General features: G+C 70.8%; 14 protein-coding genes. 7 read left to right on the forward strand and 7 right to left on the reverse strand.

The genetic code is table 11. The annotated features are described in order from the left end of the window. Positions 1 to 21: 21 nt before the first annotated feature. The 4 genes from ilvD to BV453_RS15405 all read right to left on the reverse strand — a co-directional run bounded on the left by ilvD (position 22) and on the right by BV453_RS15405 (position 5,319). Complete coding sequence (gene ilvD / locus BV453_RS15390) at positions 22 to 1,740, reverse strand: dihydroxy-acid dehydratase (protein ID WP_060920981.1); 1,719 nt, start codon at positions 1,738 to 1,740, stop codon at positions 22 to 24. Between the two features lie 9 nt (positions 1,741 to 1,749). Then, positions 1,750 to 2,547 carry a trehalose-phosphatase gene (gene otsB, locus BV453_RS15395; RefSeq protein WP_025103265.1) on the reverse strand — a complete coding sequence of 266 codons (798 nt, stop codon included), beginning with the start codon at positions 2,545 to 2,547 and terminating at the stop codon, positions 1,750 to 1,752. Between the two features lie 43 nt (positions 2,548 to 2,590). Beyond that, positions 2,591 to 3,997 (reverse strand): trehalose-6-phosphate synthase, encoded by a 1,407-nt coding sequence (locus BV453_RS15400; protein ID WP_249521987.1) that lies wholly within the window; start codon positions 3,995 to 3,997, stop codon positions 2,591 to 2,593. Positions 3,998 to 4,062: 65 nt separating this feature from the next. Next, positions 4,063 to 5,319 (reverse strand): MFS transporter, encoded by a 1,257-nt coding sequence (locus tag BV453_RS15405; RefSeq protein ID WP_249521988.1) that lies wholly within the window; start codon positions 5,317 to 5,319, stop codon positions 4,063 to 4,065. Between the two features lie 207 nt (positions 5,320 to 5,526). On the opposite strand from BV453_RS15405, the gene BV453_RS15410 reads away from it, so the two are divergent. Continuing rightward, on the forward strand, positions 5,527 to 5,826 hold the full coding sequence (locus tag BV453_RS15410) for a hypothetical protein (RefSeq protein ID WP_025103262.1): 300 nt from the start codon (positions 5,527 to 5,529) through the stop codon (positions 5,824 to 5,826). A gap of 21 nt (positions 5,827 to 5,847) precedes the next feature. On the opposite strand, the gene BV453_RS15415 is transcribed toward BV453_RS15410, so the two are convergent. Genes BV453_RS15415 through BV453_RS15425 form a run of 3 tightly spaced genes read right to left on the reverse strand, consistent with a single transcriptional unit; the run spans position 5,848 to position 8,468 of the window. Beyond that, a complete protein-coding gene (locus BV453_RS15415) occupies positions 5,848 to 7,032 on the reverse strand; it encodes an acetyl-CoA C-acetyltransferase (RefSeq protein WP_025103261.1) in 1,185 nt (394 codons plus the stop codon). Beyond that, positions 7,025 to 7,693, reverse strand: a complete 669-nt coding sequence (locus tag BV453_RS15420) for a CoA transferase subunit B (RefSeq protein WP_249521989.1) — start codon at positions 7,691 to 7,693, stop codon at positions 7,025 to 7,027. Before BV453_RS15420 ends, BV453_RS15415 begins: the two co-directional genes overlap by 8 nt. Before the next feature lies 1 nt (position 7,694). Further along, on the reverse strand, positions 7,695 to 8,468 hold the full coding sequence (locus BV453_RS15425) for a CoA transferase subunit A (RefSeq protein WP_249521990.1): 774 nt from the start codon (positions 8,466 to 8,468) through the stop codon (positions 7,695 to 7,697). Positions 8,469 to 8,583: 115 nt separating this feature from the next. Between BV453_RS15425 and BV453_RS15430 the strand changes: the two genes are divergently transcribed. The 6 genes from BV453_RS15430 to BV453_RS15455 all read left to right on the forward strand — a co-directional run bounded on the left by BV453_RS15430 (position 8,584) and on the right by BV453_RS15455 (position 12,831). Beyond that, positions 8,584 to 9,360, forward strand: coding sequence for an IclR family transcriptional regulator (locus tag BV453_RS15430; RefSeq protein WP_249522086.1), 777 nt, complete (start codon positions 8,584 to 8,586; stop codon positions 9,358 to 9,360). A gap of 35 nt (positions 9,361 to 9,395) precedes the next feature. Continuing rightward, positions 9,396 to 9,833: a MarR family winged helix-turn-helix transcriptional regulator gene (locus tag BV453_RS15435; protein WP_062634854.1), complete on the forward strand. Its 438-nt coding sequence runs from the start codon at positions 9,396 to 9,398 to the stop codon at positions 9,831 to 9,833. Then, a complete protein-coding gene (locus tag BV453_RS15440) occupies positions 9,830 to 11,068 on the forward strand; it encodes an MFS transporter (protein WP_025103256.1) in 1,239 nt (412 codons plus the stop codon). Before BV453_RS15435 ends, BV453_RS15440 begins: the two co-directional genes overlap by 4 nt. 22 nt (positions 11,069 to 11,090) lie before the next feature. After that, on the forward strand, positions 11,091 to 11,573 hold the full coding sequence (locus BV453_RS15445) for a YbaK/EbsC family protein (RefSeq protein WP_025103255.1): 483 nt from the start codon (positions 11,091 to 11,093) through the stop codon (positions 11,571 to 11,573). 78 nt (positions 11,574 to 11,651) lie between these two features. Next, positions 11,652 to 12,344, forward strand: coding sequence for an SOS response-associated peptidase (locus BV453_RS15450; RefSeq protein WP_085607360.1), 693 nt, complete (start codon positions 11,652 to 11,654; stop codon positions 12,342 to 12,344). 145 nt (positions 12,345 to 12,489) lie between these two features. Then, positions 12,490 to 12,831, forward strand: coding sequence for a hypothetical protein (locus BV453_RS15455; protein WP_025103253.1), 342 nt, complete (start codon positions 12,490 to 12,492; stop codon positions 12,829 to 12,831). Positions 12,832 to 12,874 lie beyond the last annotated feature (43 nt).

Genomic DNA, 12,874 nt, shown 5'->3' on the forward strand with positions numbered 1-12,874 from the left:
GTTGCTGAGCCGGTCGATGGATCAGCCGGTCGTCGCGCCCTCGGCGGCGGACCGCACGAGGCGCGAGTACTTGGCAAGAACGCCTCGGGTGTAGCGCGGGGGAAGCGGCTCCCAGCCAGAGCGGCGGGAGGCGAGCTCTGCCTCGTCGACGAGTAGATCGAGAGAGCGAGCTGCGATATCGACCCGTATCAGATCACCATCGCGCACGAAGGCGATAGGACCTGCGTCCACCGCTTCGGGTGCTATGTGGCCGATGCACAGGCCGGTTGTGCCGCCTGAGAATCGTCCGTCCGTCAAGAGTAGTACATCTTTTCCGAGCCCCGCGCCCTTGATGGCCGCGGTGATGGCGAGCATCTCGCGCATGCCCGGTCCGCCCTTGGGGCCCTCGTACCGGATGACGATGACCGTCCCCGGCTCGATGCTGCCCTCGGCGACCGCGTCCATGGCGGCGCGCTCCCGCTCGAAGACCCGCGCGGGACCCTCGAAGACGGCAGCGTCGAAGCCGGCGGTCTTGACGACGGCACCCTCCGGCGCGAGCGATCCGTGCAGGATCGTGAGTCCGCCGGTGGCGTGGATGGGGTTGTCGAACGTGTGGATGACCTCGCCGTCGATCGGCTGCGGGTCGAGCTCGGCGAGGTTCTCGGCGAGCGTCTTGCCGGTGACGGTGAGCGCGTCGCCGTGCAGCAGCCCTTCGTCGAGCATCGCCTTCATGATCACGGGGATGCCGCCGTGACGGTCGACGTCGTTCATGACGTACTTGCCGAACGGCTTCATGTCGGCCACGTGCGGGACCTTGTCGCCGATGCGGTTGAAGTCGTGCAGGCTCAGCTCGACCTCGGCCTCGCGGGCGATGGCGAGGAGGTGGAGGACGACGTTGGTCGAGCCGCCGAGGGCCATCGCGAGGGCGATCGCGTTCTCGAACGCCTCCTTGGTGAGGATGTCGCGCGTGGTGATCCCCTGGCGGAGCAGGTTCACGACCGCCTCGCCCGACCGGTGCGCGAAGTAGTCGCGACGACGGTCGGCCGCGGGCGGCGCGGCGGAGCCCGGGAGGCTGAGCCCGAGCGCCTCGGCGACGGAGGCCATGGTGTTGGCCGTGTACATGCCGCCACACGCGCCCTCACCGGGGGCGATGGCGCACTCGATGCGCTTGAGGTCCTCCTCGCTCATGAGGCCGGCACGGCAGGCGCCGACCGCCTCGAACGAGTCGATGATCGTGACGTCCTTCTCGGTGCCGTCGGAGAGCTTGACCCAGCCCGGTGCGATCGACCCGGCGTAGAGGAAGACGCTCGACAGGTCGAGGCGCGCGCTGGCCATGAGCATGCCGGGGATGGACTTGTCGCAGCCGGCGAGGAGGACGGAGCCGTCGAGGCGCTCGGCCATCATCACGGTCTCGACCGAGTCGGCGATGACCTCGCGGGACACGAGCGAGAAGTGCATCCCCTCATGGCCCATCGAGATGCCGTCCGAGACGGAGATGGTTCCGAACTGCAGCGGGTACCCGCCGCCGGAGTGCACGCCCTCCTTCGCCCCCTGCGCGAGCCGGTCGAGGCTCAGGTTGCAGGGAGTGATCTCGTTCCAGCTGGACGCGATGCCGATCTGCGGCTTGTCCCAGTCGGCATCCCCCATGCCGACGGCGCGGAGCATGCCGCGGGAGGTCGTGGCCTCGATGCCGTCGGTGACGACGCGACTGCGGGGCTTGATGTCGATGGGCGCGCTGGCGGAGGGATCATGCGAGGACATGACGAGAGTCTATTCCTGCGCGACGGCCCTCTCGTTCGCGAGCGTCTCCAGAAGCGCGGCGATCTGTTGTGGGGAGTCCACACGGAGGGTCGCGGCGCTCTCCCCCGGCCCGACGCGCACGCCGAGGTCGCCCTCCTGCAGCACGCGCATCGCATCCTCGTCGGTCACGTCATCGCCGGCGAAGAGGATGCCCGTCGCGTCGAAGCGCTCCCGGAGGGCGATCATCGCGGCGTCCTTGCCCTCGTTCCGCGACGAGAACTCGAGGACCCGGTGACCGGCGCGCCGCCGCCAGTGCGGGAAGCGCTCGGCGACGAGGGCGTCGATCTCGGCGAAGACCTTCTCCTCGGTGTCCCGGTCCGCGCGGCGGGTGTGCACGCCCATGCCGAAGGTCTTGGGCTCCAGCTCCGCCCCCTCGTAGCGGTCGATGATCGGCTGCGCGGCCGCCCACAGCTCCTCCCGCGCCCCGGTCTCGGTCGCATCGCCCGGCGCGTCGGCGGCCCCCTCGCCGGGGAACCAGTACTGCGCGCCGTGGGAGCCGGCGAGCACCACGACGGAGTCGTCGGTGTGCTCGGTGATCTCCCGGAGGTCGTGCATGCTGCGCCCGGAGACGTAGGCGACGACGGTGTCGGGCATCGCAGCGAGGCGATTCATCTGCACCGCCACCTCGGGAAGCGCCCGCGCGGCCATGGGGTCCACGACGAGCGGGGAGGCGGTGCCGTCGAAGTCGAGGGCGACCACCAGGCGCGGCGTCGTCGCGAGGGCGGTGAGGTCGGCGTCGGCGGTTCCGGGGATCCAGGGGCGCGTCACGGTGTCTCCGATCGAGAGGAAGAAGGGGGTGCAGGAAGGGCGGTCAGCGGCTGCGGACGTCCGCGAGGGCCTCGAGGAAGGACGACGACCAGGCGTTCACGTCGTTGTCCAGCACACGTCGACGCAGGGACCGCATGCGGCGTCCCTGCTCGGCGGGCGACATCTCCACGGCCTCCATGATCGCGTCCTTGAGCCCGGCGATGTCGTGCGGGTTGACGCGCACGGCCTGACGGAGCTCGTCCGCCGCGCCGGTGAACTCGCTGAGCACCAGCACGCCGCGGTTGTCCGTCCGCGTGGCGATGTACTCCTTCGCGACGAGGTTCATACCGTCGCGCAGCGCCGTCACGAGCATGACGTCCGCCGCGAGGTACAGGGCGACCATCTCCTCGCGCGGGTATCCCTGATGCAGGTAGCGGATGGCGGAGTGGCCGACCGTGTCATGGTCGCCGTTGATGCGGGCCACCGCGAGCTCGATCTCGTCCCGGAGGTGCGCATAGGCGTCCACCCGCTCCCGGCTCGGACTCGCCACCTGGATGAGCGTGACGTCCTCCACATCGAGGCGGCCGTCTTCGAGGAGCTCGCCGTAGGCCTTGATCCGGTGCCCGATGCCCTTGGTGTAGTCCAGGCGGTCGACGCCGAGGAGGATGCGCTTGGGGTTGCCGAGGCTCGCGCGGATCTCCGCGGCCCGCGCCCGGACGTCCTCCCGCGCGGCGAGTTCGAGGTACGGGGCGGTGTCGATGGAGATCGGGAACGCCTTGGCGATCGCCGTCCGCGAGCCGCCCTGCTCCGGGACCGTGATGTTCGACCCCTTCACCTCGTAGCGCAGCCGGCGCCGCACCGCGGTGAGGAAGTAGGTCGCGTCCTGCGCCCGCTGGAAGCCGATGACGTCGGCGCCGAGCAGTCCGCGGAGGACCTGGTCGCGCCACGGAAGCTGCGCGTAGAGGCCGTGCGCGGGGAACGGGATGTGGTGGAAGTAGCCGATCGTGACGTCGGGGCGCAGCTCGCGGACCATCTGGGGCACCAGCTGGAGCTGGTAGTCGTGGACCCAGACGGTGCCGTCCTCAGCGGCGGCGGCCGCGGCGGCCTCGGCGAACCGGCGGTTGACCCGCACATACGCCTCCCACCACTCACGGTGGTACTGCGGCGGGGCGATGACGTCGTGGTAGAGCGGCCAGATCGTGTCGTTGGCGAAGCCCTCGTAGTAGTCCGCGACCTCCTCGGAGCTCAGCGACACCGGGATGAGATGGATCCCGTCGGCGTCGAAGGCCTCGAGCTCCACGTCCGGCTGACCGGGCCAGCCGACCCAGGCGCCGTGCACGCGGCGCATCATCGGCTCGAGGGCGGCGACGAGGCCGCCGGGCGACGTCCGCCAGGTCTCCTCGCCGTCGGGCCCCACGACCCGGTCCACCGGGAGGCGGTTGGCGACGACGACGAAATCAGCAGCGGTCACAGGGGCACTCCTCGGTCCAGGAGCTTCCAACCTACCGAGGATGAGCGCCGACCGCTGGTCCGCGCTCAGGCCTTGACAGCGGACGTTCCGCGGTGCAGACCACTGAGGGCCCAGTTGGCGAGCCCTGCCGCGAACGCGATGCCGGCCGCGATCATCGGAAGCACGAGGGCGGCCGACGTGCCGAGGCTCTCCGCGACCTCCCCCGCCACCGCCGCGCCGATCGACTGGCCGACGATCACGCCGGAGCCGAGCATCGTCATCACCGTCGCCGACCGGCCGCCGGGGCTCCGCGCCGCTCCGAAGCTGTACTGGGTGACGAGCGTCGGGCCGATGCCGATGCCCATGATGGCCAGGGCGAGCATCATCCCCGCCGGCGAGTCGACGATGCCGAGCAGCAGCGAGCCGGCGAGGAGGACTCCGGAGAAGACGAGCCATCGCGCCCGGAGCGAGAACCGCGCGGGGAGCCACGCGACACCCAGGGCCAGCAGCGCGGAGCCGACGCCCATCACGCCGTACAGCAGGCCCGCCTGCTCCGGGGCACCGAGGTCGGCCATGAACGACGTGAGCGAGGTGAGCATGGTTCCGAAGAAGATGCCGACGCCGAGGATGCCGAGGACGACGATGAGGAGCTGCGGCCGGAACAGCTCGGACACGGCGGAGGGCGCCCGACCGTCCTCGGTGCGGTCCTGCGAGACATGCCGTCCGCTCGGGTGCAGCGCGAAGGCCCCGACGAACACCAGGGTCAGCACGGCAGCGCCGACCAGCGGGGCCCAGGGTGCGAGTGCCGAGGCGAGGACGCCCACGAGGAAAGGACCGAACACGAAGACGGTCTCGTCGGCGGCCGACTCGTACGCCATCGTGCCGGAGACGGTGCGGGCGCGGCGCTCCGCCGGCATCCGCTCGCCGATGATCGTGACCAGACGGGAGCGCGAGAGCGGCGCCACCTGCGGGGCCGTCGCACCGATGCCGATCGCGGTGAGAAGCACGAAGCCGTCGGCGGCCGGACCGTAGACCACCGCGGTGAAGAGCAGGAGCATCGCCGCGTTGCCCACGGCGAGCGCGAGAAGGACCGTGCGCTGACCGAAGCGGTCGGCGGCGGCGCCCAGGAGCGGACCGAAGCAGGCGGTGCCGAGACCGACCGCAGCGGACGTGAGCCCGCCGAGGGACAGGGATTCCCGCGCCGACACGACGACGGTCAGCACACCGACCACCATCATGGCGAAGGGCAGACGCGCGATGAACGCGATGAGGAAGTAGGGCAGGCCGGCGAGGCGGAAGAGGCTCGGCTCGGCGATATCGGGCGTGGTGCTGGCGTGTGTCATGACTCTCGCGCGTCGACGACGCGATGTCGGGTGCCGCCGCTGTCCGCCGGAGATGCCGACGGCCGGTAGATACACGGTTTCTGCGGCCGCGGGCGAACCGCGACCCTCCCATGATATCCGGTGCCTCGGGACGCACGCCCTGCCAGTCGCTCCCCCGCCTTGTCAAGCCACCGATCCGCGTGCGCTCCCTGCGGGTACCGTAGGGGCATGCGCTACCTCTTCAGCACCGGACTCGTCGCCGCGATCTCGGCTGGGATCTCGCTGCTGCGCGGCACCCGCAACGAACCCATCACCTGGCGCTCGCTCCTGTCGTGGGTGAGCTGGGGCATCACCATGGCGCTCGCGGTCGGCGCGGTCGTCGACATGCGCCGTGAGCGCCACGGCGTGCCGGTAGACGCGGACTCCCCGCAGTCGGTGAAGAAGTCCAAGAAGGCGCAGCGTCTGCAGTTCCGTTCGCAGAAGGCCCTCGCCGACGCGCAGGGGCACGCCCAGGACAAGCGGTCCTGACGCGCCCGCGCGCCTTCCGCGTCACCGGGTGAGGATGAGCGCCTCGCCCTGACCGCCGCCGCCACACAGGCCGACCGCCGCGGTTCCGCCTCCCCGGCGGGCCAGCTCGTGCGCGACGTGCACCACGAGACGGTTGCCGGAGGCACCGATCGGATGACCGATCGCGATGCCGCCGCCGTGCACGTTGACGATCTCACCGTCCAGCCCGAGCTCGGTCTGCGAGCGGGCCACGACGGCCCCGAACGCCTCGTTGATCTCCACGAGGTCGAGGTCCTGCGGCGTGATGCCCTGTTTCCGGCATGCCTGCTCGATCGCCCGCGCCGGCTGCGCCTGGAGCGAGTTGTCCGGGCCGGCGGTTTGGCCGCTCGCCCCGACGGTCACGAGCACCGGCCAGCCCTTGGCCTCGGCCGTCCCGCGCGTTGTGACGACGACGGCGGAGGCGCCGTCCGAGATCTGGGACGAGTTGCCCGCCGTGATCGAGCCGCCCTCGGCGAAGGCGGCGCGCAGTCCCGCGAGGGTCTCCACCGTGGTCTCGGGCCGCACCCCCTCGTCTCGGGTCACCCGCACGGGTTCGCCCCGACGCTGCGGCACCTCGACGGCGACGATCTCCGCGTCGAGCACCCCGCTCTCCTGCGCGGCGGCGGCCCGCTGATGCGAGAGCGCGGCGACCTGGTCCTGGGCCTCCCGGGTGAGTTCGTAGCGCGCGTTGTGCCGTTCCGTGGACGCGCCCATGCTCTCCCGGTCGTAGGCGTCCGTCAGCCCGTCGTAGGCCATGTGGTCGAGGACCTCGACGGTGCCGTAGGTCCAGCCATCGCGCGATCCCATGAGCAGGTGCGGTGCGCGGGTCATGGACTCCATGCCGGCGGCGACGACGACCTCGGCGTCCCCGGTCCGGATCATGCGCGCCGCGTCGATCACGGCCGTGAGACCGGACAGGCACACCTTGTTCACGGAGTGGGCGGGGACGTCCCAGCCGATCCCGGCGCCGATGGCGGCCTGACGGGCGGCGTTCTGTCCCGACCCCGCGGCGAGCACCTGCCCCACGATGACCGCATCGACGTCTGCGGGGTCCACCCCGCCCTGCTCCAGCGCACCGCGGATCGCGAATGATCCGAGCTGCGGCGCGGTGAAGGCGGCGAGCTGTCCTTTCAGCCGCCCCTGCGGGGTGCGCGCCGCGGCGACGATGACGACATCGTTCTCACTCATTGATCTCGGTCCTTCCGTTGTCCAGTTCCGGGGCGAGACGGAGAGGCGGCTCCGTGGCCCGCCGCACCTGCTCCACCGACACGTCGGGCGCGAGCTCGACCAGGACGAGCCCATCCGGCGTCACGTCGATCACCGCGAGGTCCGTGATGATCCGGTCCACGACGCCGCGTCCGGTCAACGGCAGCGTGCAGGCGTCGACGATCTTCGCCGAGCCGTCCTTGGCGACGTGCTCCATCAGCACGATCACCCGTCCGGCGCCGTGCACGAGGTCCATCGCGCCCCCGGGGCCCTTGACCATCTTGCCGGGGATCATCCAGTTCGCGAGATCTCCCGAGGCGGAGACCTGCATCGCCCCGAGGATCGCGGCATCGATCTTCCCGCCGCGGATCATGCCGAAGCTGAGGGCGGAGTCGAAGAACGCCGCCCCGGGCAGCGTGGTCACCGTCTCCTTCCCCGCGTTGATGAGATCCGGGTCGACCTCGGCCTCCCGCGGGTAGGGCCCGACTCCGAGGATGCCGTTCTCCGACTGCAGCACCACGGTCACGTCGGACGGGACGTGGTTCGGCACGAGCGTGGGCAGGCCGATGCCGAGGTTCACATACGCGCCGTCCGGCAGCTCGGCCGCCGCGCGCGCGGCCATCTGGTCTCTCGTGAGCGCCATGTCAGGCTCCTTCCGCGGCGACGGTCCGTCGCTCGATGCGCTTAGGGATGTCCGCGCCGACCTCGACGATCCGATGCACGAAGACGCCGGGCAGGTGGATCGCGTCCGGGTCGAGCTCTCCCGGTTCGACGAGCCGCTCCACCTGCGCGATGCACACGCGCCCGGCCATCGCGGCGAGCGGGTTGAAGTTCCGCGCCGCCTTCCGGAACACGAGATTGCCGTGCCGGTCGCCACGGACCGCGTGGACCAGGGCGAAGTCGGTGGTGATCGCCTCCTCCAGCACGAACTCGCGCGGTACGCCGTGCACCGTGAACGTGCGCACGTCCTTGGGTGGCGAGGCCACCGCGATCGAGCCATCGGAGTGGTACCGGCGAGGCAGACCGCCCTCGGCCACCTGGGTGCCGACGCCCGTCTGGGTGAAGAACGCCGCGATTCCGGATCCTCCCGCCCGCAGCTTCTCGGCGAGCGTGCCCTGCGGGGTCAGCTCCAGCTCGAGCTCCCCGGACAGGAACTGCCGCTCGAACTCCTTGTTCTCCCCCACGTACGACGACGTCATCTTCCGGATGCGCTGCGCGGCGAGCAGGATGCCGAGGCCCCAGTCGTCCACCCCGCAGTTGTTGCTGACGACGCTCAGGTCGGTCGTGCCCTGGGCGAGGAGCGCCTCGATGAGGGCGATCGGGTTCCCGGAGAGCCCGAAGCCTCCGACCGCGAGCGAGGCGCCGTCCGGGATGTCGGCGACCGCGGCCGCCGCGGACTCCCATTGCTTGTCGATCACGTCTGCTCCTTCGGTTCCGTGTCCCCACCAGCCTCCCGTCCCGGCGGAGTCATGACCAGCGCCCTCTTGCGATGTGGACGCCCGCGCCACTAGCGTCCACGATGTGGACACTGCAATGAACCCCGTCCCCGGCACTCAGGCCGTCGCGCGGGCGGCGCGGCTCCTGCGACTGGTGACGGCCGCCGGCACTGACGGCGCCACCCTGCAAGAACTGGCCGGCAGCGCCGGCCTCTCCCGGCCCACTGCGCATCGCCTGCTCAGCGCCCTCCGCGCGGAGGGCCTCGTCGACCGCGACGCCGACAGCACGCGCTGGATGCCGGGACCCGAGCTCTTCCTCATGGGATCCGTGGCCGCCGCACGATACGACGTGACGGCCCTGGCCCGGGACATCGTGCGGTCGCTCGCCGTGAAGACCGAGGAGAGCGCCTTCTTCTCCGTCCGCCGCGCGGACGAGACGGTCTGCCTGCTGCGCGAGGAGGGGTCGTTCCCCATCCGCTCGTTCGTGCTGAGCGAGGGGGTGCGCTTTCCGCTCGGCGTGGCGAGCGCCGGCCTCGCGATCCTCGCCTTCCTCCCCGACCACGATGTGGATGCCTACCTGGAGCGCCATCCGGAGCTCGTCGAGAACTGGGGACGCGCTCATGGCGAGCGCCCGTTGCGGAAGCGCCTCGCCGAGACGAAGGAACGCGGGTTCGCCGTCAACCCCGGCCTGATCGTCGAGGGGAGCTGGGGCCTCGGCGCGGCGGTGTTCGACCGCGCCGGACGCCCGGAGTGGGCGCTCAGCCTCACCGGTGTCGCCTTCCGCTTCGGCCCGGAGCGTCAGGCCGAGCTGGGCCGGATCCTCCTCGCTCACGCGCATCAGCTCTCGGCGAGGATCGCGCACGCCCGACGGTGACCTTAATACATACCAGCCGGTATATACTTTCTGGTATGAATCGCTCTGAGGTCATCCCGTCGCTCGTGCTCTCGGGCTACGCGCTGGGTCGCATCGCCGCCCAGGACGCGGGGAACGAGGCGCCCGCCGCGCAATGGCGGGTGCTCAGCCTGCTCGACCAGTCGGGTCCCCGTCGCGTCGGCGAGCTCGCCGCGGCGGCCCGCACGACACAGCCCGGGATGACCCGGTTGCTCGGCACCCTCGAACGCGAGGGCCTCGTCCGCCGCTCCCCCGACCCCGACGATTCCCGTGCCACCGTCGTCGCCGCGACCCCCGACGGCACGGCGGCCCTGGCCGCCTGGCGCTCCGAGTTCCGGGCGACGATCGCACCGCGGTTCGCCGACCTCGACGACGACGACTGGCATGCCCTCACCCGTGCGGCCGAGATCCTCGCCGCCCACACCTCTGCCGACCGGACAGGAGACATCCGTTGAACACCGCCCCCGCTACACCCGCCCCCTCGGTCTGGCGGCAGCCGGCCCAGGTATGGGCCGTCGCCTTCGCGTGCGTCGTCGCTTTCATGGGGATCGGCCTCGTCGATCCGATCCTCCCGGCCATCGCGGAGTCCCTCGAGGCCACGCCGGTCGAGACGGAACTGCTGTTCACCAGCTACCTCCTCGTCACCGGCCTCGCGATGCTCGTCACCAGCTGGATCTCCAGCCGGATCGGCGCCAAGGCGACCCTCCTCGTCGGTCTCGGCCTGATCGTCGTGTTCGCCTTCCTCTGCGCGATCAGCGGCAGCGTCGACGCGGTCATCGGCTTCCGCGCCGGCTGGGGGCTGGGCAACGCGCTGTTCATCTCGACGGCGCTGGCCACGATCGTCGGCGCCGCATCCGGCGGCAGCAGCGCGGCCATCGTGCTGTACGAGGCGGCACTCGGCCTCGGCATCGCCGTGGGTCCCCTGCTCGGCGGCATCCTCGGCGAGCAGAGCTGGCGCGGCCCGTTCTTCGGCGTCGTGGCCCTGATGGCCATCGCCTTCATCGCCGTGCTCGTGCTGCTGCGGGGTCCGGGCGAGAAGCGCACGCCGGTGAAGTTCTCCGCCCCCTTCACGGCCCTGCGCCGTCCCGCGCTCGCGATCCTCGCCGTGGCCGCCCTGTTCTACAACATCGGCTTCTTCGTGCTGCTCGCGTTCTCGCCCTTCCCCCTGGGCTTCGGCGCGATGGGCATCGGCCTGACTTTCTTCGGCTGGGGTGTCGCCCTCGCGATCACCAGCGTGTGGGTCGCGCCGGTGCTGATGCGCCGGATGCCGCGGACGCACGTGATCCTCACCGTGCTGCCCCTGCTCGCCGTCGACCTCGTGGTCGCGGGACTCGTCGTCGCCGAACCGGCCGCTCTCGTCGTGTGCATCATCGTCGGCGGTCTGCTCCTCGGCATCATGAACACCGTGCTGACCGAAGCCGTCATGGAGGCGACAGACCTCCCCCGCTCCGTCGCCTCTTCGGCCTACTCCGCAGTCCGCTTCCTCGGCGGCGCGATGGCCCCGCCGATCGCCGCCCTGCTGTGGCACCTGTTCAGCGCCACCGTGCCGTACCTCTTCGCCGCCGCCGCCGTCCTGCTGGCCGCGCTGACGATCCTCCTCGGCCGGAAGGTCCTCGCGCACATCGACGACGAGCCGGCTGATGCGACCGCCGAGGACGCGGCGGCGATCCTCGTCGGTGACGCCGGCTGACCTGCTCGGCTACCGTGGGGGCATGACCGACGCTCCTCCCCTCCCCGAGCGCAGCCGACGGGTGCAGGAACACCTCCTCGCGGCCGGTGTCGAGACCGAGATCCGGGTTCTTCCGGACTCGGCGCGCACCGCCGCCGAGGCGGCCGCCGCCATAGGCTGCGACGTGGCCGCGATCGCCAACAGTCTCGTCTTCCTCGCCGACGGCCGCCCCGTCCTCGTCATGACCAGCGGCGGGCACCGGGCGAACCTCGCCGTCCTGGCGCGAAGCGTGGGGGCGAGCGAGGTCGTCATGGCACCGCCCGCCACCGTGCGCGACGCCACCGGACAGGCGATCGGCGGAGTGGCGCCCGTCGGCCATCCCACGTCCCTCCCGACCTTCATCGACAGCGCGCTGCAGGTGTACGACGTGGTGTGGGCGGCGGCGGGCCACCCGCACACCGTCATGCCGCTGACCTTCGCCCAGCTGTCGGATCTGACCGCCGGCACGGTGATCGAGGTCGTCTGACCCGATGTCCGCGCCATGCCCCATGATGGAGGCGATGCCGGCCGCGGCGCGAGCGACCGGCGAGACGGAGGCGATGACATGTGCGGACGATTCGCGAACGACGCGGCGACGGACGAGCTGATCAGGGAGTTCGTCGCCGAGGGCGGCCGCCCGGAGGACTGGTGGAAGTCCTGGCACGGCGCCTACTCGATCGCGCCCACCGAGAGCGCCCCGATCGTCCGGGACCGCGGTGAGGGCCGCATCCTCGAACTCGTGCGGTGGGACTGGCAGAGTCCTCCCAACCGTCCGCAGCGCGCCCCGCTGATCAACGCACGGATGGAGAAGCTCGCCGCCGGGTTCTGGGCGCCGGCGTTCTCCGCCGCGCGGTGCCTCGTGCCGATGCGCGGGTACTTCGAATGGACGGGCGAGAAAGGCCACAAGACCCCGCACTTCCTCCACGGGGACGGCCTGCTCGCCGCCGCCGGCCTCACCTGGTCGATGGAGCATGAGGGAGAGAAGGTGCGCTGCTTCGTCGTCGTCACCCGGGAGGCACGCGATGCCGGTGGGGAGGTGCACGACCGGATGCCCGCCTTCCTGACTCCGGACACCTGGGACGCCTGGCTCACACCGGAGAAGCTCACCGGGCAGACCAAGCTCGATACGCTGGCGATGCTCGATCACACCTCCGCCGACGTCGCGGCGACGCTCCGCGGACACGTCGTCGACCGCAAGGTGAGCAACACGCGCACCGTCGACCCGTCCGATCCCACGCTTCTCGATCCGGTGGCCTGAAACAGGGAGACACGCGACGACGCACGACACCCCGGTCGGGTAGGAGAACGGGCAGAAGTGTGAAACGCTGAGCACACCCCACACCAGCGGTCATCGCGTCCGCGCCTCTTAGCACAGGTTCCCGTGGCGAGAAGGGAATCTTGCGATGGGCAAGTTCATCTACGAGAACAGCGTCAAGGTCGACATCGAAGACCGCGCTCTCACTCACATCCAGCTGGTCATGACCGCGAAGCTCCGCCGTGGCGAGCCCTTCGGCTTCACCTGGAAGGACGACGTCAGCATGGGCGGCGGCCGGACGACGGTCTGGATCCATGCCGGAAGCTCGCTGGTGTACAAGTACCACGGCAGTCGCCAGCCCAGCGTCAACCGCGCCTGGATCGAGGCCCTCGCATTCACCGCCAACGCCCCGAGCGGTCTGTACCTCGTCCCCGAGCCCGCGGACCAGCAGCAGCCGGACGGCAGCGAGAGCGCTCTCACCCGGTCCTAACACGCTCTTCGGCGGGGTTCAACCCCTCTTGTCGGGTTTCGAG

Origin of the sequence: Microbacterium sp. ER1 (genome assembly GCF_023383675.1) — a bacterium.
Taxonomy (GTDB): Bacteria; Actinomycetota; Actinomycetes; order Actinomycetales; family Microbacteriaceae; genus Microbacterium.

What these genes read in the sequence shown, in the direction of transcription:
- BV453_RS15405 (WP_249521988.1), bottom strand. Translation starts at nt 5,319, where the DNA reads ATGACACACGCCAGCACCACGCCCGATATCGCCGAGCCGAGCCTCTTC.
- BV453_RS15455 (WP_025103253.1), top strand. Translation starts at nt 12,490, where the DNA reads ATGGGCAAGTTCATCTACGAGAACAGCGTCAAGGTCGACATCGAAGAC.
- BV453_RS15420 (WP_249521989.1), bottom strand. Translation starts at nt 7,693, where the DNA reads ATGGCGCTCACGAGAGACCAGATGGCCGCGCGCGCGGCGGCCGAGCTG.
- BV453_RS15430 (WP_249522086.1), top strand. Translation starts at nt 8,584, where the DNA reads ATGAACCCCGTCCCCGGCACTCAGGCCGTCGCGCGGGCGGCGCGGCTC.
- ilvD (WP_060920981.1), bottom strand. Translation starts at nt 1,740, where the DNA reads ATGTCCTCGCATGATCCCTCCGCCAGCGCGCCCATCGACATCAAGCCC.
- BV453_RS15435 (WP_062634854.1), top strand. Translation starts at nt 9,396, where the DNA reads ATGAATCGCTCTGAGGTCATCCCGTCGCTCGTGCTCTCGGGCTACGCG.
- BV453_RS15450 (WP_085607360.1), top strand. Translation starts at nt 11,652, where the DNA reads ATGTGCGGACGATTCGCGAACGACGCGGCGACGGACGAGCTGATCAGG.
- BV453_RS15410 (WP_025103262.1), top strand. Translation starts at nt 5,527, where the DNA reads ATGCGCTACCTCTTCAGCACCGGACTCGTCGCCGCGATCTCGGCTGGG.
- BV453_RS15415 (WP_025103261.1), bottom strand. Translation starts at nt 7,032, where the DNA reads ATGAGTGAGAACGATGTCGTCATCGTCGCCGCGGCGCGCACCCCGCAG.
- BV453_RS15445 (WP_025103255.1), top strand. Translation starts at nt 11,091, where the DNA reads ATGACCGACGCTCCTCCCCTCCCCGAGCGCAGCCGACGGGTGCAGGAA.